18 protein-coding genes are annotated in these 21,854 nt (G+C 71.9%); 5 read left to right on the top strand and 13 right to left on the bottom strand.

All coding sequences use genetic code 11. The annotated features are described in order from the left end of the window. Positions 1-15 precede the first annotated feature (15 nt). The 4 genes from IPH07_07835 to IPH07_07820 all read right to left on the bottom strand — a co-directional run bounded on the left by IPH07_07835 (position 16) and on the right by IPH07_07820 (position 5,797). Positions 16-642 (bottom strand): histidine phosphatase family protein, encoded by a 627-nt coding sequence (locus IPH07_07835; GenBank protein MBK6917294.1) that lies wholly within the window; start codon positions 640-642, stop codon positions 16-18. A gap of 45 nt (positions 643-687) precedes the next feature. Beyond that, positions 688-3,753 carry an error-prone DNA polymerase gene (locus IPH07_07830; protein MBK6917293.1) on the bottom strand — a complete coding sequence of 1,022 codons (3,066 nt, stop codon included), beginning with the start codon at positions 3,751-3,753 and terminating at the stop codon, positions 688-690. 144 nt (positions 3,754-3,897) lie between these two features. Further along, complete coding sequence (locus IPH07_07825) at positions 3,898-5,217, bottom strand: hypothetical protein (GenBank protein ID MBK6917292.1); 1,320 nt, start codon at positions 5,215-5,217, stop codon at positions 3,898-3,900. A 100-nt stretch (positions 5,218-5,317) separates the two neighbouring features. After that, complete coding sequence (locus tag IPH07_07820) at positions 5,318-5,797, bottom strand: GNAT family N-acetyltransferase (protein MBK6917291.1); 480 nt, start codon at positions 5,795-5,797, stop codon at positions 5,318-5,320. A 64-nt stretch (positions 5,798-5,861) separates the two neighbouring features. Between IPH07_07820 and IPH07_07815 the strand changes: the two genes are divergently transcribed. Together IPH07_07815 and IPH07_07810 are read left to right on the top strand one after the other, a co-directional pair. After that, positions 5,862-6,470 carry a PaaI family thioesterase gene (locus IPH07_07815; GenBank protein ID MBK6917290.1) on the top strand — a complete coding sequence of 203 codons (609 nt, stop codon included), beginning with the start codon at positions 5,862-5,864 and terminating at the stop codon, positions 6,468-6,470. Continuing rightward, positions 6,467-6,910 carry a PaaI family thioesterase gene (locus IPH07_07810; GenBank protein ID MBK6917289.1) on the top strand — a complete coding sequence of 148 codons (444 nt, stop codon included), beginning with the start codon at positions 6,467-6,469 and terminating at the stop codon, positions 6,908-6,910. The genes IPH07_07815 and IPH07_07810 overlap by 4 nt, the downstream gene beginning before the upstream one ends. A 9-nt stretch (positions 6,911-6,919) precedes the next feature. Here the strand turns inward: IPH07_07810 and IPH07_07805 are convergent, their stop codons facing one another. Next, complete coding sequence (locus IPH07_07805) at positions 6,920-8,404, bottom strand: DNA polymerase Y family protein (protein MBK6917288.1); 1,485 nt, start codon at positions 8,402-8,404, stop codon at positions 6,920-6,922. A gap of 153 nt (positions 8,405-8,557) precedes the next feature. Here IPH07_07805 and IPH07_07800 point away from each other — a divergent pair, with 153 nt between their 5' ends. Further along, on the top strand, positions 8,558-9,961 hold the full coding sequence (locus IPH07_07800) for a CDP-alcohol phosphatidyltransferase family protein (protein MBK6917287.1): 1,404 nt from the start codon (positions 8,558-8,560) through the stop codon (positions 9,959-9,961). 4 nt (positions 9,962-9,965) lie between these two features. On the opposite strand, the gene IPH07_07795 is transcribed toward IPH07_07800, so the two are convergent. Next, complete coding sequence (locus IPH07_07795; GenBank protein MBK6917286.1) at positions 9,966-10,883, bottom strand: hypothetical protein; 918 nt, start codon at positions 10,881-10,883, stop codon at positions 9,966-9,968. Between the two features lie 134 nt (positions 10,884-11,017). On the opposite strand from IPH07_07795, the gene IPH07_07790 reads away from it, so the two are divergent. Then, entirely contained in the window at positions 11,018-12,265 is a 1,248-nt protein-coding gene (locus IPH07_07790; protein MBK6917285.1) for a hypothetical protein, read from the top strand. Between the two features lie 22 nt (positions 12,266-12,287). Here the strand turns inward: IPH07_07790 and IPH07_07785 are convergent, their stop codons facing one another. From IPH07_07785 to IPH07_07765, 5 genes are all read right to left on the bottom strand, one after another. Then, positions 12,288-14,045 (bottom strand): RNB domain-containing ribonuclease, encoded by a 1,758-nt coding sequence (locus IPH07_07785; protein ID MBK6917284.1) that lies wholly within the window; start codon positions 14,043-14,045, stop codon positions 12,288-12,290. Next, a complete protein-coding gene (locus tag IPH07_07780) occupies positions 14,045-15,232 on the bottom strand; it encodes a thioredoxin domain-containing protein (protein ID MBK6917283.1) in 1,188 nt (395 codons plus the stop codon). The genes IPH07_07785 and IPH07_07780 overlap by 1 nt, the downstream gene beginning before the upstream one ends. A gap of 45 nt (positions 15,233-15,277) precedes the next feature. Beyond that, the gene (locus tag IPH07_07775) at positions 15,278-16,195 is read right to left on the bottom strand and encodes a VWA domain-containing protein (protein MBK6917282.1); all 918 of its coding nucleotides are present in this window, start codon (positions 16,193-16,195) and stop codon (positions 15,278-15,280) included. Positions 16,196-16,327: 132 nt separating this feature from the next. Then, the gene (locus tag IPH07_07770; GenBank protein MBK6917281.1) at positions 16,328-16,990 is read right to left on the bottom strand and encodes a hypothetical protein; all 663 of its coding nucleotides are present in this window, start codon (positions 16,988-16,990) and stop codon (positions 16,328-16,330) included. Between the two features lie 31 nt (positions 16,991-17,021). Continuing rightward, entirely contained in the window at positions 17,022-17,357 is a 336-nt protein-coding gene (locus IPH07_07765; GenBank protein ID MBK6917280.1) for a hypothetical protein, read from the bottom strand. An 84-nt stretch (positions 17,358-17,441) separates the two neighbouring features. Between IPH07_07765 and IPH07_07760 the strand changes: the two genes are divergently transcribed. Further along, entirely contained in the window at positions 17,442-20,351 is a 2,910-nt protein-coding gene (locus tag IPH07_07760; protein MBK6917279.1) for a serine/threonine protein kinase, read from the top strand. 107 nt (positions 20,352-20,458) lie between these two features. On the opposite strand, the gene IPH07_07755 is transcribed toward IPH07_07760, so the two are convergent. After that, positions 20,459-21,097, bottom strand: a complete 639-nt coding sequence (locus IPH07_07755; GenBank protein MBK6917278.1) for an RlmE family RNA methyltransferase — start codon at positions 21,095-21,097, stop codon at positions 20,459-20,461. A gap of 67 nt (positions 21,098-21,164) precedes the next feature. After that, the gene (gene rplC / locus IPH07_07750; GenBank protein ID MBK6917277.1) at positions 21,165-21,836 is read right to left on the bottom strand and encodes a 50S ribosomal protein L3; all 672 of its coding nucleotides are present in this window, start codon (positions 21,834-21,836) and stop codon (positions 21,165-21,167) included. Positions 21,837-21,854: the final 18 nt, after the last annotated feature.

The following is a 21,854-nucleotide window of genomic DNA, read 5'->3' as shown; positions in this document are numbered from 1 at the left end:
ACGCCTCGGTTCGTTCTAGGCAGTGGTGATGAGCGGCGGCGGCAGGTGGCCGGTCTCGTTGAAGCTGACCAGCGCCTCGAAGCCGCTGCCGTAGACGCGCAGCTCGGTGATGCCGCTGTGGGCGATGTCCATCATTGCCCACGCCTCGTAGGGCAGCCGCAGGGTGCGAGCGACCAGGAAGCGAATGAGATTGCCGTGGGTGAAGAGCAGCACCAGCGAGGCGCGACGCGGGGCCTTGAAGAAGCGCTCGCGGACCTTCTCGATCTGCTGGTGGGCGATCGCGCGCTCCTCCGGCGGCGTGGTCTCGAGCCCCAGCGGCAGCGGTCCGAAGTCGACCCGCGCGGGGTCGACCACCGGCACCACCTCGTGCAGCCACGGCTTGATCTTCACGCTGTGCAGGTCGAGTTCGTGCGCCGCAATCTCGGCGGTCTGCGACGCGCGCGGCCACGGGCTCGCGAACAGGCCGTCGAAGCGCGCGGTCGAGGACGCGACGATCTGCGCCAGCCGCCGGCCCGCCCGCACGGCCTGCCGCCGCCCCAGCGGCGAGAGTCCCCAGGCGGTGTCGCCGAGCCCACCGGTACGCTCGTAGTGACCGTGGCGGACCAGGATGATGCGTCGGCAGGGGATGTCGTCGTCGGCCATCGTCGGGGCGAGCCCGGCGACGCTAACACGCCCATGGCCACGGCGTCAGTGGAAGCTGCGCACGGTGGTGCCCTCGGTACGCAGCCGCAGATCGGGATCCCACAGCCGCTCGGCGACCAGGTGCACGATGCCGTCCTGCACCTGTAGCTTGCCGCTCACGCCGAGCACGATCGCGCTGCGGGCCAGCAGTGCGTCGGCCTCGAACACCCGCGTCCACACCACGACGTTGACGAAGCCACTCTCGTCTTCGAGCGTGTAGAACGTGACGCCGCTGGCGGTGCCGGGGCGCTGACGGCAGATCACCAGGCCCACGTAGTCGACCGACTTGCCGTCGCGACCCCGCACCAGCTCATCGGCCTGCGGCAGACCGCGGCGGCGCAGCTCGTCGCGCAGGCACGACAGCGGATGGCCGCGCGTGCTGTGCATGCTGGTGCGGTAGTCCCACAGGATCGCCTCGCCCGCGCCGACCCCGGCGAACTGCGGCTGTTGCTCGGCGACCTCGGCCGGCAACCGCAGGCGATCGCCCAGCGTCGACAACACGCCGCGCAGCGCCCAGATGGCATCGCGTCGATCGATGCCGAGCACCTCGAAGCCACCGGCCTCGGCCAGTGTGTGCAGCGAGCGTCGCGACAGCTGTGTGCGCAGCACGAAGTCCGCCAGGTCGGCGTAGGGCCCCGGCGCCGCCGCCAGGCTGACGCGCTCGCGCTCGCCGAAGCCCTTCAGGTAGCGCATGCCCATGCGCACGGCGAACGACTCGCGCTCGGGCTCGAGCGTGCAGTCCCACGCGCTGGCCTGCACGCAGATCGGGCGCACCTGCACGCCGTGGTGCTTGGCGTCCTCGACGATGGTGGCCGGCGAGTAGAAGCCCATCGGCTGCGCGTTGAGCAGCGCGGCGATGAATGCCGGCAGGTGATGGCAGCGCAGCCACGAGGTCACGTAGGCGATGAGCGCGAACGAGGCCGCGTGGCTCTCGGGAAAGCCGTACTCGCCGAAGCCGCGGATCTGCGAGAACACCCGCTCGGCGAACTCCGGCGGGATGCCGTTGGCGATCATGCGCGAGATGAGCCGCTCGCGATGCTGCTCGATGCGGCCCGAGCTGCGCCACGCGGCCATGTCGCGACGCAGCTGATCGGCCTCGCCGGGGGTGTAGTCGGCCACCAGCACCGCCAGCTTCATGACCTGCTCCTGGAAGATCGGCACGCCGAGGGTCTTGGCGAGCGCGCGCTTCAAGGCCTTGTGGGGGAACTCGACCGGCTCCTTGCCGGCGCGGCGGCGCAGGTAGGGGTGGACCATGTCGCCCTGGATCGGACCGGGGCGCACGATCGCGACCTCGATCACGAGATCGTAGAAGGTGCGCGGCTGCAGCCGTGGCAGCATCGACATCTGCGCGCGACTCTCGATCTGGAACACACCGACGGTGTCGGCCCGCGAGATCATCGCGTAGGTCGGTGCGTCCTCGGCCGGCACCGTCGCCATCTCGAGCGCGATGCCCTCGTGCTGCTCGATGAGCGCGAAGGCCTTGCGGGTCATCGTGAGCGTGCCGAGTCCCAATAGATCGACCTTGAAGAGCCCGAGGTCGTCGACGTCGTACTTGTCCCACTGGATGACGGTGCGGTCTTCCATCGTCGCGGGCTCGATCGGCACCAACGTGTCGACCGGCTCGTGGCCGAGCAGGAAGCCGCCGGGGTGGATCGACAGGTGCCGCGGGAAGTCGGAGACTTCTTGGACCAGCCGCAGCAGGTGCGCGAACGCGGGCGACTCGGGATCGAGCCCGGCGTGGCGCACCGCATCGGCCGACAGCGTGAAGTCGTAGTGGCCGAGCAGCTTGGCCAGGCGATCGAGCGCGGTCTGGGGGATCGCCAGCGCCTTGCCGACGTCGCGCACCGCCGAGCGGGCGCGGTAGCGGATCACGTTGGCGACCATCGCCGCGTGGCGCCGACCGTAGCGGTGATAGACCCACTGGATGACCTCCTCGCGGCGCTCGTGCTCGATGTCGAGATCGATGTCGGGCGGCTCGGCACGCTCGCGGCTCAAGAAGCGCTCGAACAGCAGATCCATGCGCACCGGATCGATCGCGGTGATGCCGAGGCAGTAGCAGACCGCGCTGTTGGCCGCGCTGCCGCGGCCCTGGCACAGGATGCGCTCGCGCCGGCAGAACTGCACGATCTCCCACATGGTCAGGAAGTAGCCGCCGTAATCGAGCTCGGCGATGAGCGCCAGCTCGCGCTCGAGCTGCGCGTGCACGTCGGAGGGGATCGCGTCGTGGTAGCGGAGCGCGGCGCCCTCGAAGGTCTTCTCGCGCAGCCAGTCGCGCTCGCTCTTGCCGTCGGGGATGCGCTCGCCGGGGTAGCGATAGCGCAGCTTCGCCAGCGAGAAGTCGCAGCGCGCCGCGACCTCGTGGGTCCGCGTCAGCGAGGCCGGATCGTCGGCGAACAGCTCGGTCATCGCCTGCACCGTCAGCAGCTCGTGCTCGGCGTTGCTGCGGATGACGTGGCCGGCCGCGGCCAGCGAGGTGCCGGCGCGGATGCACGCGAGCACGTCCTGCAGCGGACGACGGGCGACGCCGTGGTAGAGCACCTCGACCGCCGCGACCGTCGGTGCGCCGCAACGCGCCGCGGCCTCGCGTAGCCGCAGCTCGTGCGTGCGGCCGGCGGCGTCGCGGTGGCGGGCCACCAGCGCGTAGAGGCGATCGTCGAAGCGCTCGCGCAGCGTCGACAGCAGCTCCGGCTCCGGGCACAGCAACAACACGCCGCTGCCGAGCGCACACAGATCGTCGAGCGACACCAGCGACTCGCCCTTGGGTCGCGTCGCGCGGCCCAGCGACAGCAGTCGCGTCAGCTCGCCCCAGCCCACGCGGTCGCGCGCGAGTACGACCACGCGCGCCGGCTCACCGGCGTCCTCGCCGACGCTGACCTGCGCACCGAGCAACAACCGGATACCGAGCTGCTCGGCGCGCACGTGGGCCCGCACCACGCCATAGACCCCATCGCGATCGGTCACCGCCATCGCCGGCAACCCCAGCTGGTGCGCCCGCTCGACCAGCTCGTGCGGATGGCTCGCGCCCTCGAGGAACGAGTAGTTGCTCTTCACCCACAGGGGCACGTAGGCCATGTCTGGGGCAGTATGGCGGCGTAGCTGATCTTTTGTTCAGGATCCTCGCAAGAGAGGATTCACGCCGCTTGATGAGCCGTTGGCGTCGAGGCTGCCCGGGGCCCGGACGACCCCGCGCAGCGGCGGCATCTCCACCCGCGCGGGTCAGTGCTTCATGTCGAGGATCACCAGGTCGGTCGGATCCACGATCATCTCGGTGAAGAAGTCCTGCACCGCGTCGAAGTTCTGCACCGCGACCACGCGATCGTACGCGCGCTGGGTGGTGAGCACGACGCCACCGATGTCGATCGCGACGCCGTGCACGTAGGGGTTGTTGTCGGTGCCGGCGGTCGCGTAGGGCGCGGCGTTGCCCATGAGGTCGGAGCGGACCATGTACGACGGCGCGCCGGCGGGGTTGTCGGCGACCCACAGCTCGTGATGGGCGGCATCGAAGGCGATGCCGATGGGGTTCTCGAAGCCCGAAAGGAACGTCGTGCTGCTCATCGCCACCGGATCGATCTGCACCATCGAGCCGCCGGTGGTGCCCGTCGAGACGTACAGCATGCCGGCATCGTCGGCGGTCATGTCGACCACGCCGAGGTCGCTGCCGAGCTCGAACGGCGTGCCGGCGGTGAGCGCCGTGATGTCGACGGGTACGATCTGCGTGTTGCCGCCAGCGACCCCGGCGACGTACAGCACGCCGTCGCTGCCGAGCGCGAGGCCCTGCAGCTCGGGGTCGGCGCCGAGCACCGCGGCATCGAGCGCGACCTCGCCGGTCATGGCACCGTCGATGGGGTCGAGCACGACCACACGATCGACTGCGCCGTCGGACTGCAGCGCGAACAACGGCGTGCCCATGGGCCCCAGCTCGATCTGCACGATGCCGTTCAAGGAGCTGTCGCCGCCCACGACCTGCACCGGCGCGCCGTCACGGGTCGAGCGCAGGATCGACACATCACCGCCGCCGCTCTGATCGGGCGAGTTCAGCACGAAGTACCAGAGGTTGCTGCACTCGTGGCAGGTGTCTCCCCACATCTCGTTGCCGTCGTCGCAGGGCTCACCGACGTCCTTCACGCCGTCGCCGCAGGTCGGTAGCACACAGGTGACGCGGCACGCGTCGGGCATGTTGGAGTTGAGGTTGCCGTCGTCGCACTCCTCGCCGAGGCTGGGATCGATCACGCCGTCGGCACAGTGGGCGGTGCGGCAATCGGTGCGGCACGCGTCGGGCACGGTGTCGGAGTTGTCGGCCCCATTGTCGCACTGCTCGTCGCCGTCGAGCATGCCGTTGCCGCACTCGCCGGGGCCCGGCCCGCTGTCGACGCTCTCGGCGGTGTCGGTGGCGGAGCTGCTGGGCCCGCTCGCGCTGGTGTCGGCGGTGCCGTCGGTGGTGTCGGCACCACCATCGGCCTTGCCATCGTCACCGCCACACGCGGTCATCCCCATCGCCGCGCCCATCACCAGGGACCAAGTACGTCGCAGTGCCATGGCTGGCACGATAGCAGGGAAGCCCCACCGCATGGGATCGCATGGGATCGCCCGCGTCGGTGACGGTGCTCGACGAGCTCGAGAGGCGTCCTCGGCGAGCTCAGTCGACGACGGTGGTCGCGCCGCGTGGGCGCAGCTCGCGGGGCTCGCGGACCAACACGCTCTGCTGCTTGGTCTCGACGTACCCGAGCACGCGATAGAAGGCTCTGGCTGCCTCGCGGTGCAGCTGACTGCGCACGAGCACGCGATAGACCCCGCGCTGGGCGCTCCAACCCTCGACCGCGTGGACCAGGGATCGTCCGATGCCGCCGCGGCGGGTGTCGTGCGCGACGATCAGCATTGCGATCTCGGTGAAGGCCCCGCTGGTGAGGTCGAACTGCAGGTGGGCATGCACCGCGCCGAGCACCCGATCGTCGCTGTCGACGGCGACCTGCAGGAAGTGATCGGAGTGCACGCCGACCAGCTCGACGCGACGCGTGAGCTGATCGGTCTCGACGTCGTAGCCCAGCTCGAGTAGCAGGCGCTTGAGGGTCGCGACGTCGTGGCGGGCGACCGGTCGGAGTGCGGGTTCGCGGAGCACGTGGGGCCTTCGACGAGGACAGCCTAAGACGTCCGGTGCCGGGCCAGCAACGGCCTTGGCGGGTATGGACACGCGTCGCGGCCGCAGGCGGCTCGTGGCGGCCGGCGCTGCTCGGGCGAGCTGGCCTTCCCGGCCCGCGGTGGATCGACTAACGTCGTCGGACGAGGTGGAACACCGAGGCGATCCGCAGGAGGCCAAACGCCGCGAGCAGCTGGCGCTGATGACGGCCGCGTTCACCACCCACGTGCCGCACAACGCCGCGCTGGGGCTGTCGTTCGAGCGCGCCGATCCGGGGGACATCGAGGTGCGGATGCCGTGGCAGCCCCACCTGGTCGGCAATCCCGAGAGCGGCGTGGTGCACGGCGGCGCGGTCGCCAGCCTCATCGATGCCAGCTGCGGCGCGGCCGTGTTCCTCACGGTTCAGCCGCCACGGCCGATCGCGACCCTCGATCTCCGCATCGAGCACCTGCGACAGCCACGGGCCGGTGCCGCGCTGGTGTGTCGAGCGGTCTGTGAGCGCGTCACGACCCACATCGCGTTCGTGCGGGCGATCGCTCACGACGGTGAGCCCGACGATCCCATCGCGACCGCATCGGCGACCTTCATGATCTTCCACGGTGGGCGGGAGAAGCCGAGCGCGGCGCCCCGCGACGCCGGCGGCGAGGGGCCATGAGCGAGGCGTTGCGCGAGCGCATCTTGGCCGCCAAACAGGACGGCAGCTTCACCGCGCTGGCGGCCGAGATCCCCTACGCGCAGTTCCTGGGGCTGGCGCTGCGTCTCGAGCAGGATCGACTGCGGGGCGAGCTGGCGTTCGCGCCGCGCAACATCGGCAACGCGGCCCTGCCGGCGCTGCACGGCGGCACCATCGCGGGGCTGCTGGAGTTCACGGCGATGTTCGAGCTGCTGCTGCGCAGCGAGGTCGCGGCGCTGCCCAAGACCATCTCGATCACGATCGAGTACCTGCGCAGCGGCAAGCCCCAGACCACGTTCGCGCAGGCCAAGGTGGTGCGTGCGGGGCGTCGCGTGGCGCCGGTGCGGGTCGAGGCGTGGCAGGACGATCCCAGCCGTCCGATCGCCGCCGCGACCGTGCAGTTCCTGCTCGGCGGCGCCTGACGCCGACGATCAGTCGACGATGCCGTGCAGGTACCACCGCGCGCGCGGGCGGTCGTAGTAGATCCACAGCAGCTCGCCGTGCTGGGTCTCGGCGTAGTAGTAGTCGCGCTCGACCGTGCGCACCCACCAGCCGCCGCTGATGCGATAGGGCCCCCACATCTTCACCACTGCGCCGCGGCGTCCGAGCCATGCCTCGGGCTCGTGGCGCGGCCGCGGGGGCAGGGCGATCGGCTTGGCGAACACCCGCCGGCACAGCGGTGGTGGCTCGCTGGCATCGACCTCGCCGACCGCGGTCGGCAGCCGCAGCTGGGTGATGGGCTCGAACGCTGCGCGGGCCTCCGGCAGGTGGGCCGCACGCACGACGGGGCGCGTCACCGCGGCGTCGCCGAAGGCCGCACGCAGCCGCGCGAGCGCACGGTTGCCGGCCTCGAGGTCGCGCCGGCGTTGGGCCTGGAACAGCGCCAGCTGGGCCGCGGTGGTGCGCACACCCTCGAGCTCGACCTGCACGCCGACGATCGCCGCCGGCAGCTGCAGCGACTCGAGCCGCAGCCGCACCAGCTCGATGATGAGCGCTTGATCGAGCGAAGGACTCGCGGGTGCCACGTGGATCGAGCACGGCGGCTGGTGATCGAGCTGCAGCTGCAGCCGCAGCGCCGACATCGCCTGGCCGCGCAGCACCAGCTTGGCGAGCATGCGATGCAGCAGCCCGCGCAGACCAAACAGGATCCGCGTGTGATTGTCGTCGGGGCCGTCGAGCTCGAGCGCGTCGATCACTGGATCGACCAGCGGGCGGGCATCGATCGCGACCCAGCCGTCGCTCGCAGCCTCGTGCAGTGCGGCCGCCTCGGGGCCGAAGCGCACCTTCAGCTCGGCGGCCGGAAGCTGCAGCAGCTGGCCCAGCGTGCGGATGCCCAGCACCCACAGCTCGTCGCGCAGCGTGGGTGAGATCGCCAGCTGCTGCAGCCCCACCGCATCGGCCGCGCGCCGCTCCTGTCGCGGCTCGGGCAGCAGCAGCACGCCCGGGCGCGTGCGCGCCAGCGTCAGCGTGCGGAAGCGATGAAAACCGATCACGCACGTGGCGGTGAAGCCCCGCGCGCGCAGATCGTCGAGCACCGCCTGACCCCACGACAGCAGCGTGCCGTACAGCGGCACCAACCCGCTGGGGTCGAGCCAGTACGAGCCCGCGTCGCCGCGCACCGGCTCGACCCGCGGCGAGTAGCCACACAGCGCGACGAAGAGCTGCCCGGCCATGTCCTCGATCGCATCGCGGGCGACCGTGCCCGCGCGCAGATCGGTGGCGAGGTTGCGCGCGGCCGCGTAGCTCATGCCCGGCAACACGCGCGCGCGGCGGGCGTGGGCGTTGGCGAACAACACCTTGCCCTGCGGACGATCGTCCTGCACGACGACCGCGGGGGCGTCGCGAAAGCTCGGCTGCTCCCGCAGCAACAGCTGCAGCGGAAGCGCCGGGACGACCACGCTGGCGATGCGTTCCATGGGATGGGAGCCGGACTCCGATCGCTACCTGAACATCCGTATAGGTTCAACGGAAAGCGCGACGGAGCCCCGCTACGATGTGAATTCTCTGTGTTGTCGGGGGGCTGCCGCGTGCGCGGGCGGGCCGCAACGGTCACACTGCCGGTGGCACCCATGGACAAGCCCGACGACGCCGCGATGGTTCCGCGCCGCCGCCTGCTGAGCAAGCCCGACTGGGTCGATGCGAAGGAACAGGCGATCGCGGCGCGGGTGCACGTGCACCCCAACGTGCTGTCGTCGGTGAAGCTGGTCGTGGTGCTGCCGCCGCTGGTGCTCGCGCTGCGGCAGGTCGACGTGCTGCCGTTCTCGACCGCGCTCACGGTCGCGTTGGTGGTGGCCTTCTTCGCGCTCGACTACCTCGATGGCATCGTCGCGCGTCACCGCGGGCTGGCCACGCCGTTCGGGCGCATCTTCGATCGACTCACCGACTACCCGCTGTTGGTGGTGGTCTGCTACCTCAACGCCGACGTGGTGCGGCCGTGGCTGCTGATCGCCAAGGTCGGGCTCGATCTGCTGTTGTTGGCGCTGTATGCCCTCGGTCGCGGCGTCACCGACAACCGGCTGCGCACGGCGCTGTCGTACACGACCTTGCTGGCGCTGCTGCTGCTCAGCCAGGGCTGGGCACCGCGGGTGCTGACCGCCACCTCGGTCGAGGCGCTGCTGGGCATCAACGTGGTGTTCTCGGCCGCGGTCGCGTTGCTCGGCCTGGGCCTGCTGCGCAAGCGCTTCCTCGCCGATGTGCTGTCGGCGTGCAACCTGCTGTGCGGCGTCGCCAGCATCGCGTTCGCGACCCGTGGTCGCTTCGAGATGAGCCTGCTGTTCGTGGTGCTGGGGGCCGCCTTCGACGGCTTCGACGGTGCGGCCGCGCGGCGCTTCGGTGGCACTCGCTTCGGGGTCTACTCCGATGACATCGCCGACGGCATCAACTACGGCATCGCGCCCGGCGTCGCGCTCTACTTCGCGCTGGGCGGCGGCCTCTCGGGCGCGGTGATCGGCGTGTTCTACTCGCTGTTCACCATCACGCGGCTGGTGTTCTTCACGCTCGACAAGGGCAACAGCGACCCGAACTACTTCAGCGGCGTGCCGAGCCCGGCGGGGGGGCTCACGACGATGTCGTCGATCCTCGTGTTCGAGGGGCAGCCCGCGCTCATCGGGTTGATGGTGGGCATGGCGTGCGCGCAGATGGTGTCGTTCTCCACCCACTACCGTCACCTCGGCCGCGCGTTGGCGCAGCACCGGCGCGCGGTGGTCGGCGCGCCGGTCTACGCGGCCGCGCTGCTCATCGGCCTGCGCTTGTACGGTGCGCGTGGGGCCGCCGCGACCATCTTGGTGCCGATCCTGTTCTACGGCTTCTTGCCGACGATGCTGGCGTTTCGCCGCGTGCTGCAGGTGCGCCGGGCGACCCGCGCGAGCCGCAAGGCGGCCCGTGACGGTGCGCCTTCGGCCGAAGTCGGTGCGGACCGCCACGATGACGGCGATGCGGCGGTCGAGCCCGACGTCGCGCTCGCCGACCGCTGACGCGTCAGTCGGTCGGTGGCGAGGCCGGCATGGTCGCGGCGGGAGGTGTGGCGGTCGTCGCGGGTGCGGTGGTGGTGGTCGTCGCCGCTGGTGCTGCGTAGGGGTCGAAGCGCGCCCGCGAGCGCTTGCGCTGGTTCATGTCGCGCAGCTCGGCGGCGGTGAAGGCATCGGCGCCGCGCTGCGGTACGTGCTCGCGGATCCACGCCTCGATGCGCTGACGCGCGATGGCACCGGCGTGGCCGCGCGCGCGATCCTCCGCGCTGGCCTGCTCGCCGACGGCTTCTTCGTCACACTCGTCCCAGCGCTGGAACAGCTGCTCGCGTCGCAGCGTGACGGGGGTCTGCGCAGCATCCCAGATGCGCTGCAGGTCGCCGTGCAACGACGCCAGCGCGGCGCGCTCGTTGGCGCGACGATGGTCGCGGGCCAGCTGTCCCCGCAGCTCCGCGGTGGCGTCGAGGAAGCGCTGCTTGGCGCCCGCGAAGCGGGTCGCGTGGGCCAGATCGGACACGCCGGCCATGCGACCGCCAACGCCGATGAGAATCGGCGGCGCGCCGTAGGGGCCGCTCTTGACCAGCGGGTCGTCGCCCAGGCTCGCGAGATCGGACGGGCGCACGAGCGTGTTCGACGGCAGGGTGGGATCGGGCACGTTCGGGGTGCCGCCGCTCAGATCGATGCCGAACGGGTGCCACACGCGTGGGCTCGAGACCACGTGGTCCTTGAATGTCACGGTGCCGTCGGGGTGGATGGTGCCGGTGAACCCCGCGCGCCGGTTGCGATACACGTAGCTGCCGTCGGCGCTGCGAACGACGTCGCGCAGGATGCCCGAGCGCGACTCCGGCGATCCGGTGGCGCCGATGCGCGGCGGCGGCGGAGCTTGGAGCAGCAGGGCCAGGGCGACCAGGGCGGCAGACGCTGTCGACACGGCCACACAAAGGTAGAGCGCATCGGCGGCCGGCGCCAACCCGGGGCGACGCGAAGCTCCCGCGGCGGCCGGTGGCGACCGGCGCTGCTTTTGCCACCTCGCTGGTCCCATGGGCGATACAACCGCCCCCGCCGATGACCGAGCCCCGCCGCCCTCCCTCCGATCGCACGCCCGCGCGGCGACGGACCGCGTTCGCCCAGACCGGCGGCGACGTGCGCCGCTGGGGTGAGGCTCGCATCGCCGACGTCCTCGCCGATGCGCTGCGCGCCGCCGACGAGGCGCCCAGCGACGCGCTCACCCATGGCGTGCACGTCTATCCCGCACGCATGCACCCCGGCATCGCCGCGGCGCTGTGCGATCGCTTCGTGCGACCGGGCGCGCGCATGCTCGATCCGTTCTGCGGCAGCGGCACGGTGCTGCTCGAGGCCATGCTCCGCGGCGGCGTCACGCTGGGGGTCGATCTCAATCCGTTGGCGCTGCGCATCGCGGCCATCAAGTGCGCGCGGGTCGACGCGCCGCAGCGCGAGGCGGTCGCGATCGTCGCCAACGAGGTCGCCGAGGCCACGCTCGCGGGCGTGCGCGCGCGGGCCCACGTGATGGCGCCGCTGTCCCCCGAGGAGCGCGCGTACTACCAGCCGCACGTGCTGCGCGAGCTCGCGGTGCTGCACGGCTTCATCGGCGAGGTGCCCGATCCGTTCGTGCGCGAGGCGTTGACGATGGTGTTCTCGGCGATGATCGCCAAGTTCTCGCGGCAGCGCGCCGACACCTCCGACGAGACCGTCGAGAAGCACATCGGCAAGGGTGTGCCGACGCGGTTCTTCGCGGGCAAGGCCGAGGAGCTGTGCGAGCGATGGGCCGCGAGCTTCGAGGCGTTGCCGCCGGACGTGCCTGCGCCCAAGCTCATCGAACGCGACGTCCGCCACGTCGGTGGTCGCGTGCGCGCCGGCACCGTGGCCTGCATCATCACGTCGCCGCCGTACGTCGGCACCTACGACTACGTCGATCATCACGCGCGGCGGTGGGAGTGGCTGGGGCTGCGGCCCCGCGCGATGCGGGCCCACGAGGTCGGTGCGCGGCGCAACTATGGTCGCGGTGCCGATCCGGCCCAGTGGGAACGCGAGCTCGGCGAGGTGCTGCGCGCGACCATGACGACGCTGGCGGCCGACGGCGTCGCGCTGTGGCTGGTCGGCGACGGGGAGATCGCCGGCCGCCGCATCGACGCCGCCGCGCAGCTACGGCAGCTGGCGCCCAGCTGCGGCGCGGCGGTGGTGGCGATCGCCTCGCAGCCGCGAACCGACTGGCGCGGCGGTGAGCCGCGGGCCGAGCACCTGGTACTGCTGCGCGCCGACGGCCGCGGCGCGTCGACACCCGACGAGGGCTGACGGGCCGACCTGCGGCGTCGGGTCAGCCGACGATCTCGAGCAGCCAGCGATGGCCGCGGGGGTCGTGGGCCCGCACGCGCACGTCGATCGCACAGCCGAGCGCGCACGCGACCTCGCGACCCTCGGTGGTCGTCACCACCGGCGCCGGATCGTCGCTGCCGAACGCGTCACCGTAGATCTTCACGTCGACCGCGGGCTCGTCCAGCCGCACGTACAGCTTGCGCGGCGCGGCGCCCATGACGGTGCCGCGTCGCGGCGGTCGCTGCTCGGGCGGTAGTGCAGCGTCGCGTGCGAACATGCGGTCGAGCACCAGCAGGTTGGCGCCGTGGGTCAGCGAGCGCTGGCGATCCTTGGCGGCGTTGGCGGCCTCGATCACACGCGCGCGCAGGGCCTCGTCGTCGCGGCTGGGCGGCGCCTTGCGCAGGGCCTCCCACGCCTCCTTGTGCACGAACACGCCGACGACCTCGCGCATCGGCGCCGAGAAGCGGGCGTAGACGTCGGCGCCGATGCCGAAGTGCGGCGCCGGCTCGGCACTGAAGCTCGAGCGCACGTTCACCAGCACCGCCTGTCGCAGCAGCGCGCGTGCGAGCCGATCGCGGCCGTCGCCGATCGACTTGGCCGCGCCCGCGCCGGGGGCCTCGTTCGCGAGCCGCTCGAGGTAGGCCGACAGCGGCTCGTGCTCGGGCTGCCAGCGCCACTGCGGCACGCCGTGAAAGGCACACGCGGCGTCGATGGTGGCGACCAGCTCGGCCATGCGCTCGGGCTCGGGCGGCGCGTGCACGCGGTACACCGGCTGCACGAGGTCGCGATCGCGGGCGCCCTCGCGCAGCAGGTGCGCGCCCTCGATGTTGCACAGCAGCGACAGCTGCTCGCCGTAACGCTCGACCTCGTCGCGCAGCTCGCTGATGACCACGAACTCGTAGTCGGGGCCGTCGTCGAGCTTGACGCGGATCTCCTCGTGGCGGTGACGAACGAGGTCGCGCTCGGCGGCGGCCCGCAGCCGCGCCTCGCCGGCGTCGCGCAGCGCGAACAGGCTCGCCTGCACGCCCTGGTCGTCGATGCCGTGGCCGTCGGCGCCGTCGAGCAGCGCCTGCACCTGGCCGAACTCGAGCTTGGCGCGGCTGCGCAGGCGGACGCGCTCGAACGTGGTGCCGCGGCACTCGCCGTCGGGGCCGATGCGCATGACGAACGACAATGCGCGCCGATCGACGCCGGCGTTGATCGAGATGACGCCTTCGCTCAGGTTGCGCGGCAGCATCGGGATGCTGAGGCCGGGCAGGTAGTAGCTGGCCCCGCGCGCGAGCGCCTCGTCGAACAGCGCGCTGCCGGGGCGCACGTACCACGCGGCGTCGGCGATGGCGTAGTGGGCGATCCAGCCGTCGCCGTCGGGCGCGACGTAGAGCGCCTGATCGAGATCGCGGGTGCCGGGCCCGTCGACCGTCACGAACGGCAGCTCGGTGCGATCGACGAGGGTCGCATCGTCGATGCCGGGGTCAGCGAGGATCGCCAGGGCCTCGCGCTCGACCGCGTCGGGGTGGGCGGGGTCGAGGCCCTGTTCGCGCACGAGTGCGTACAGGGCCGCGCGCGCGCTACCAGCCGCGGCGACGCAGACCTGCCGCACGCCGCCCGGCTCGCGCCACACCTCGACGAAGCTGCCGAGCGCGAACTCGGTCGCGGCCACCACGGCGTCGGCGCGATCGCTCGGCGTGAACGCGTCACGCACGATGCGTTCGCCGCCGACCTCGAGCACCTGCCCGACGAAGTGCAGCCGCGACGCCATCACGACCCGCGCGCGAGCTCGGCCTCGATCGCGGCGGTCAGCTGACCGGCGCCCGCGGCGAGCTGGCGACCGTTGACGAAGAAGTTGGGCGTGCCGTCGACGCCGACCTCCTCGGCCTTGGCCATGTCGCGCTTGACCTCCTCGGCCGCGCGGCCGGAGGCCATGCAGCTGTCGAAGCCGTTCATCTCGAGGCCAGCCTTCTGCGCGGCGGCGCGCAGGGTCTCGTCGGAGAGCTCGCTCGAGACCGCGAACACGGCGTCGTGGAACTCCCAGAACTTGTCCTGCGCCTTGGCGCACTGCGCCATCTCGGCGGCCGGGCGCGCGAAGGGGTGGAAGCTGAGCGGGAAGTGGCGATAGCTGAAGCGCACGCGATCGCCGAAGCGCTTCTTGACGTCCTCGACCATGCCGGCTGCGCGCGCGCAGTAGGGGCACTGGAAGTCGGAGAACTCGACCACGTGGACCTTGGCGTCGGCGGGACCGAACGACGCGGTGGTGGGCTCGTCGGGCAGCTCGACCGGCGGCGGACGCACGTCGGGCAGCAGCGGCTCGACATCCTTGCCGCGGCGCAGCTCACCGAGGATCGCGTTGGCGGCCGACTCGTTGCGCTCCTGCAGGATCGCCGCGACGACCTGTTCGCGGACCTGATCGAGCGGCGGGGTCTGGGCGGACTTGTTCTGCTCGTAGAACGCGTTGACCTCGTCGTCGGTGGGCTGCTCGACGCGCTTGCCGAGCTGCTCGCGCATCCACGCCTGCGCGTCACCGCCACCGGCGGCCTTCTCGATCAGCTTCTCGTCGAAGGTGGCGTCGAGCGCCTGCTGCCGCATGCCCGCGACCTTGTCGCAGTATTCGCGCAGCGCGGCCGACTCCGCCTTGGCCAGCTCGGGCCCCAGGTCGCTGGCGAGCACGTCCTGGCCGTCGACGCGACCGATCACGGTGCCGGGTGGCAGCACGAAGCGTGCGGCCTCGCAGGAGCTTGCGCCGGCGCTCGGCGCCACCGCGACCGCGACCGGCGTGGGTGCGACGGCGGCCGCGACGGGGGCTGGCGCGGCTGCCACCGGCATCGGCGGCGGCGCGTCGAACTTCGCGGCGTTGCTGCGGAAGCGTCCGGGCGGGGGCGTGCCCTGTGTCGAAGTACAGGCGGCGGCCGCGACCAACGCGACCAGGACGAGCGAGCGACTCGAGGTCATGGGTGGCGCAAGCATGCGCTGGCCCCCCGGCGCCAGCAAGCGCGATCAGCCGACCGGCGTGTACGGCTGGCACATCGTCTGACCGACCGCGTCGTTGATCGCGGCCGACAACGAGAGCTGCCCGGCGAGCACGAGATCGATGTCGAAGACGTCGCCGTCGGTGGCCTCGGGGATCGGCGTCTTGCCCTGGTAGGGCGTCGACCAGCCCGGCGTGACGTCCTCGCACTCGCACGAGCCGCCGATCTGACCTGCGAACGAGAACGTGCGGATGCTCCGTTGCTGCAGCGCACCGACCACCTCGTCGTAGCCGTGCGCGATGCTCTCGCCGTTGGCGGTGGTGGGCCCGTCCCAGAAGGTGTCGTCGGTGGTGTGGATGATCATCCGCAGCGTGGCGTCGCCCGCCGGTCGCCACTGGAAGCCCGCGGCCGCCAGGTACAGCGCATCGAGCGAGTTCTCGGGCCAGGTCGAGTTGGGCTCGCCACCGCCGATCTGCGCGTCGGTGGAGGTGAACGCGCTCCAGCTCTGGAAGTCCTGCTGCAACGTGGCGACGTCGGGGTAGGGCGCGCCCACGCCGAGGATCGCCGCGTCGTCGACGAACACCACCAAACCATAGTGCGGTGGGTTGGGCAGACCCAACGCCGCGAGTGCCTCGTCGACCACGAGGATCTCGTCGGCGAGCGCGTCGAGCAGCGGACCCATCGAGGTCGACACATCCATCACGAACACGATGTCGACGTCCTGCGTGCAGTCGTCGGTACCGTCGACGTCGCCCTCGGTGGCGGCAGTGTCGGCGCCGAGGTCGAGTCGCTGACCGCCGGTGGTGTCGACCGCGGCGGCGGTCGACTCGTCGTCGGGGGTCGTGGTCTGCACCGTGCTGGCGCCGATGTTGGTGCCGTCGTCACGCGCGTCGTTGCACGCTGCTCCACTGATGCCCACGAGCACCGTCACCGCGAGCCATTGCACCGCGTCGCGCCACCGTTCGCCGTCTCGCCCACGCATGATCCCCGCCCCCTTCCGAAACCCCGCGCGCGAGTCTAGCAGCCAGGCCGCGCGCGAGTGCGTGCCGCGGGGCGGTGGCGGCGTTCCTCGTCGCCTTCAGGCGCCGAGGCCGTCGGGGGCGCGATGGCGATCCGGCACCACGTCGAAGGGCGCGCCGGACTTGTTCTTGATCACGTGGTGCTCGACGGTGAAGGCGCCCTCGGGGCCCCACGACTGCGCATGCACGCGGTGTCGCTGGGACTCGATGCGCACACTCACGAGCGTGCCGAGCGAGTCGGCGTGGGTCGGCTTCTCGGTCAACAACACGATGCGGCTGTCGTGCTGCCGTGCGAGCCCCAGCATGCGACCCAGCCACGCCGTCATCGCCGGGCCGCCACGCGCTTCGACGGCGGCGTCGGTGAGATCGACGACCACCAAGCCCAGCGCCCCCGAGCGCAGCAACAGCTCTGCGGCCTTGCACAGCCCGTGCAGCAGCGGAGCGGTGCCCACGTGCACGACCACCAGCGCGTCGAGATCGATGCCGGCGTCCTGCAGATCGGGGGTGAACAGTGGACCGCCGCGCGGCTGGATCCACGCGCTGGTGTCACCGCTGGCTTGCACGTAGCGCACGAGCGAGACCGCAGTGGTGGTGCGTGCGGTGCTGCCTCCGCCCTCGGGCAGGCCCGAGAGCTCCACGATGCGGCCGGGGAGCAGCCGCGCCGCCAGGCGATCGCGGGTGGGATCGAGGACCGGAGCAAGCAAACGCAGCGCCGCGGGCATGGCGGCAAGCTAGCTGAACACTCGAACAGTGTCAACCGCGGGATGCGTCCCGTTGCCCCTGTGCGAGCCGTTCTGCGAGCACCGCGACCACCACCGCGCGCACGCCCGCGGTGTCGAGTCCGCGCAGGTGCGCGAGCAGATCGCCGCTGGCGTCCTGCAGCCCATGGCCGGCCAGGCCTGCGGGCGTCAACGGACACGTCAGCGTGCCGCGATGGAGCCCCTGCAGCAGCTTGCGCAGGTTCCCGGTGCCGACCGAGACCACGCCGAGATCGGCGAACGCACCGGTGCCCTCGCCGCTGCGACGCACGAGGTTGGGATCGGGGCGTGCGCGCGCGTCGTCACCATCGTCGGCCGGGTCCTGGGTCATGCGACGTGCCATCGCACATCTGCGCCGCCGACGAAAGCCTCAAAGGCGGTGGTGATGCGCGCGGGCTGTTAGGATGGGATCGACGTGGCCGACGACGATGCCGTCGACGTGACGCTGGTGTCGAGTGACACCGCGCGCGGTGCTATCGAACGCGGTCGCAGCTTCGAGCGGGGCCAGGCGATCGGTCGCTACGTCGTGCTCGATCGCGTGGGCGAGGGCGGCATGGGCGTGGTCTATGCGGCCTACGATCCCGAGCTCGATCGCCGACTCGCGCTCAAGCTCCTGCACCACGGCATCGGCGAGCGCGCCGAGGCGCGCCGCGTGCGGCTGGTCCGCGAGGCCCAGGCGATGGCGCGGCTGTCCCATCGCAACGTCATCGTCGTGCACGACGTCGGCACCTTCGACGACCAGGTGTTCGTCGCGATGGAGTTCATCGAGGGCCGCAGCCTGGGCGCGTGGATGGCCGAGCGGCCCGACTGGCGCGCGGCGCTGCACGTGCTCGTGCAGGCCGGCCACGGCCTCGCGGCGGCCCACGCCGCGGGGCTCGTACACCGCGACTTCAAGCCCCACAACGTGATGATCGCCCACGACGGTCGCCTGCTGGTGACCGACTTCGGCCTCGCACGCGCGGCCAACGTCGACGACTCCGGCTCGGAGCGGCTCGCGGTGGCCTCGCCCGCCGGTACCGGCCGCGCAGCCCTGGCCGCGACGGTGACGGCAGCCGGGGCCATCATGGGCACGCCGGCGTACATGGCCCCGGAGCAGCACCTCGGCCAGGGCGCCGACGCGCGCGCGGATCAGTTCGCGTTCGCGGTGGTGCTGTGGGAGGCCATCTATCGCCAGCGACCGTTCCCCGGCGACGACGTCGCCTCGCTGGCGTACCACGTCACCGCCGGCAACCTCCGCGAGCCGCCCGCGCAGCCCTCGGTGCCAGGGTGGCTGCCACGGGCGTTGACCCGCGCGCTGTCGGTCGAGCCGGCACAGCGCTTCGCCGACATGGGTGCACTGCTGCACGAGCTCACCCGCGATCGCGCGTGGCGACCGCGGTGGTGGGGCATCGCAGCCGGCGTCGGTGCAGCGGCGATCACCGGGGTCTATGCCGGCTTCGTGCTCGACCGCGAGCCGGCGCCCTGTGCCAGCGCGCGCGAGCACGTGACCGCGGTGTGGAACGGCGAGCGCGAACAGACCGTCGAGCAGCGCTTCGCCGCCTCCGGCCTCAGCTACGCCCGCGAGCAGTGGCCGGTGCTGCTGGCGGAGCTGCGTCGCTACGCCGATCAGTGGAGCGCGGCCTATGTCGACGCGTGCGAGGCCACCCACGTGCGGGGCGAGCAGTCCGAGGCGCTGCTCGATGCGCGCATGTTGTGTCTCGCGCGTCGGCTCGACGAGTTCGATGCGTTGCTCACCGTGTTCGAGCAGGCCGACGTCGCGGTCGTCGAGCGCTCGCTGGCGGCGGTGCAGAACCTGCCGCGGCTGCGGGCGTGTGCGCAGCTCGAGGCGCTGCTCGATCCGGTGCCGCCGCCCGACGATCCCACCGTCGCGGTCGAGCTGGAGGACCTCCGACCCGAGCTCGCGCGGGTTTCGGCGCTGCAGCGCGCGGGCCTCTACGAGGTCGCGATCGGACCGGCGCGGGACCTGGTCGCGCGCGCCGACGAGCTCGGCTACGACCCCCTGCACGCCGAGGCGCTCGAGCAGCTCGCGCAGTGCGAGGCCGCGCGCAGTGAGACCGCGGCGGCCGAGCAACACCTGCGCGAGGCGGTCACCACCGCGGTGCGCGGGCGCTCCGATCGCGTGGCCGGGCGCGCCGCAGTCGCCCTGGTGAGCCTGCTGGCGGGCGACCCCCTGCGCCGCAGCGAGGCCGAGGGTTGGGCCGAGCTCGCGCAGTCGCTGCTGTCGCGCACGGGCGGCGACGACGAGCTGGAGATCGAGCTCGCGCAGCGTCGCGCACAGATGCTGCGGGCGGCCGGTGACGTGCTCGGGGCCCGCGCACAGCTCGAGCGCGTGCTCGCGGTGCTCGAGCGCACCCACGGTACCGAGGACGCGCGGGTGGCCGATGCGGCGGTCGAGCTCGCCGAGGTGCTGGCCGGCGCCGGGGAGCTGGCGGCCGCGCAGGCGCTGCTGCACCGCGCGCTCGAGATCGACGAGTACGCCTTCGGCTTCGATCATCCCCGCACGGCGATGGTGCTCGCGCGACTCGGTGCGGTCGCGATGGAGCAGGGCGACATCGCGGCCGCGCTCGACGATCTCGAGCGCGCCGTGAGCTCGGCCGAGCTGGCCCACGGTCGCGACGCGCCCGAGCTGGTCGCGCCACTGCTCGACGCCGGCCTCGCGCTGGCACAGCTCGGCCGGCACGACGACGCGGCCCGCATGCTCGCGCGTGCCGACACCATCGCGCGGGTCCACGGCGAGGTCTCCCCGGCGCTGCTCGACGTCGGCATCGCGCAGTCCGAGGCTGCGTTGCTCCGCAACGACGCCGCCGGGGCGCTCGAGCACGCCCGCGCGGCCCAGGATGCGCTCGGGGCTCGGACCCCGGATGCCCGCCACGCCGCGGCGCTCGACGTCGTCACCGCCGAGGCGTTGCTGCACTTCGATCGCAACGACGAGGCGCTCGCGCGGGCGCAGTCGCTGCTGCAGCGCGAGGCCGGTCCCGACACCGTCGGCTTGGTCGCACGTGCCCGTGCGCTGTGGGTCACCGCGCAGGTGCACGAGCGCCGCGGTGCGATCGCGCCGGCGGTCGACGCCCTCGAGCAGTCGCTGGCGTGCTGCGACGACGCGACCGTGCCCGGCCTGCTGCGCGCGCGCGCCACCTTCGAGCTCGCGCGGTTGCTCGGCGACGCCGCCGAGTCGCGCGCGCGTGCCGACCAGCTGAGCCGTGATGCGCTCGATCGCCTGCCGCAGGGTGAGGAGCGGGCCGAGGCGTTGCGTACACGCATCGTCGCGTGGCGAGCCGCCCAGGTCGAGCCGCCCACGCGCGCGCCCCGGCCGTCGCCGCGCTGAGCGACCCACTGCCGACGCCGAGCCGCCCCCGGTTGGCGAGGCCGTGCAGCCGCTGGCGACGTGGAGAGCTGGCCGCACCGGGGTCGGCCGGTCCGGCCGACCCACCGTCAGGGGCTCGCCGCGCTGCCGATCGCGATGCGACGCAGGCCGCGTCCCACGATGTACTGCTCGCGGCTACCGGCGCGCGTGGCCTGGGCATGCACCGACTTCGACTCGGCGAACGCCTCGCGTGTCTCCTTGAGCAGCGCCGGGAAGCCGCCGCCCTGGAACACCTTGGCCGCGAAGTGCCCGCCGGCGCGCAGCACCTGGGTCGCGATCTGCAGCGCGACCCGGCACAGCTCTTCGCTGTGGAACTGATCGCTGGTGCGGTCGCCGGTGGTGTGGGGCGCCATGTCGCTGATGACGACGTCGAAGCGCCCGAACTCCTCGACCAGCGCGGCGGTGTCGAGCGTGGTCACATCGCCCTGGCGGGGATGGACCCACGACGGCAGCGCGATGGTGCAGGGCCGCAGATCGTAGCCGACCACCAGACCGTCACCGCCGACCCGCTCGCCGGCGTACTGCATCCACGAGCCCGGCCAGCAGCCGAGGTCGAGCACGCGACGCCCCTGCGCCAGCAGGCGAAAGCGCTTGTCGATCTCCTCGAGCTTGAACACCGCACGCGCGGCGAAGCCCGAGGCCTTCGCGCGCCGGTAGGCGCCGTCGTGGCGAGCGTCGCGGTCGTCGAGCTTGCCGCGTCGGGCCATGGTTCATCGCTCCAAGGCCGCGCACCCGACCGACGTCGGTGCGCGGACGAAGTCGCCGCGCGGCCCCTCAGGCCTTGCCGGCAGCCGTGCGGGCCGCGACCTTGCGGGCCACGTGCACGGTCACGTACTCGTTCGCCGCACCGGGCACCGCACCCCGCACCAGCAGCACACCCTCATCCGCGAGGACCTTGGCGATGCGCAGGTTCTGGATGGTCTGGTTGTCGGCGCCGAGGTGACCGGGCATCCGCTTGCCGGGGTGCACGCGGCCGGGCGTGAGGCGGCAGCCGATGGAGCCGCCGTGACGGAAGTACTCGTGGGTACCGTGGGTGTTGGGCTTGCCACCGATCTTGTGGCGGCGCATGCCGCCCTGGAAGCCCTTGCCCTTGGTGGTACCGGAGACGTCGACGAACTGCCCCTCGGCGAAGACCGCCGCTGGGATGTCGCTGCCGACGGGGTACTTCGCGAGCACGTCCGCGGCGACGCGGAACTCTCGCACGAACTTCTTGGGCGAGACGTTCGCCTGCTTGAAGCGGCCGAGGTCGGCCTTGGTGAGACGGTGCGGCTTCTGCTCATCGAAGGCGACCTGCAGCGCGGTGTAGCCGTCGCGTTCGATCGTTCGATGGGCGAGCACGGTGTTGCCGCGCACCGAGAGCACGGTGACCGGAACGCGGGTGCCGTCTTCGAGGAAGATCTGCGTCATCCCGAGTTTCTTCGCGAGCATGCCAGGCTGGAGATTCATGACGTTCCGATCCCCTGT

The organism is Deltaproteobacteria bacterium (assembly GCA_016709225.1).
Lineage (GTDB): Bacteria > Myxococcota_A > Polyangia > Nannocystales > Nannocystaceae > Xiheibacterium > Xiheibacterium phototrophicum.
The sequence above is the reverse complement of the archived record's forward strand: the minus strand, read 5'-3'. Positions and strand labels throughout refer to the sequence as shown.

Excerpts from the sequence above, each read along its gene's own strand:
- IPH07_07770 (MBK6917281.1), bottom strand. The coding sequence starts at position 16,990 with ATGCCCGCGGCGCTGCGTTTGCTTGCTCCGGTCCTCGATCCCACCCGC.
- IPH07_07790 (MBK6917285.1), top strand. The coding sequence starts at position 11,018 with ATGACCGAGCCCCGCCGCCCTCCCTCCGATCGCACGCCCGCGCGGCGA.
- IPH07_07755 (MBK6917278.1), bottom strand. The coding sequence starts at position 21,097 with ATGGCCCGACGCGGCAAGCTCGACGACCGCGACGCTCGCCACGACGGC.
- rplC (MBK6917277.1), bottom strand. The coding sequence starts at position 21,836 with ATGAATCTCCAGCCTGGCATGCTCGCGAAGAAACTCGGGATGACGCAG.
- IPH07_07805 (MBK6917288.1), bottom strand. The coding sequence starts at position 8,404 with ATGGAACGCATCGCCAGCGTGGTCGTCCCGGCGCTTCCGCTGCAGCTG.
- IPH07_07815 (MBK6917290.1), top strand. The coding sequence starts at position 5,862 with ATGGACACGCGTCGCGGCCGCAGGCGGCTCGTGGCGGCCGGCGCTGCT.
- IPH07_07830 (MBK6917293.1), bottom strand. The coding sequence starts at position 3,753 with ATGGCCTACGTGCCCCTGTGGGTGAAGAGCAACTACTCGTTCCTCGAG.
- IPH07_07785 (MBK6917284.1), bottom strand. The coding sequence starts at position 14,045 with ATGGCGTCGCGGCTGCACTTCGTCGGGCAGGTGCTCGAGGTCGGCGGC.
- IPH07_07780 (MBK6917283.1), bottom strand. The coding sequence starts at position 15,232 with ATGACCTCGAGTCGCTCGCTCGTCCTGGTCGCGTTGGTCGCGGCCGCC.
- IPH07_07825 (MBK6917292.1), bottom strand. The coding sequence starts at position 5,217 with ATGGCACTGCGACGTACTTGGTCCCTGGTGATGGGCGCGGCGATGGGG.
- IPH07_07800 (MBK6917287.1), top strand. The coding sequence starts at position 8,558 with ATGGACAAGCCCGACGACGCCGCGATGGTTCCGCGCCGCCGCCTGCTG.
- IPH07_07835 (MBK6917294.1), bottom strand. The coding sequence starts at position 642 with ATGGCCGACGACGACATCCCCTGCCGACGCATCATCCTGGTCCGCCAC.
- IPH07_07765 (MBK6917280.1), bottom strand. The coding sequence starts at position 17,357 with ATGACCCAGGACCCGGCCGACGATGGTGACGACGCGCGCGCACGCCCC.
- IPH07_07810 (MBK6917289.1), top strand. The coding sequence starts at position 6,467 with ATGAGCGAGGCGTTGCGCGAGCGCATCTTGGCCGCCAAACAGGACGGC.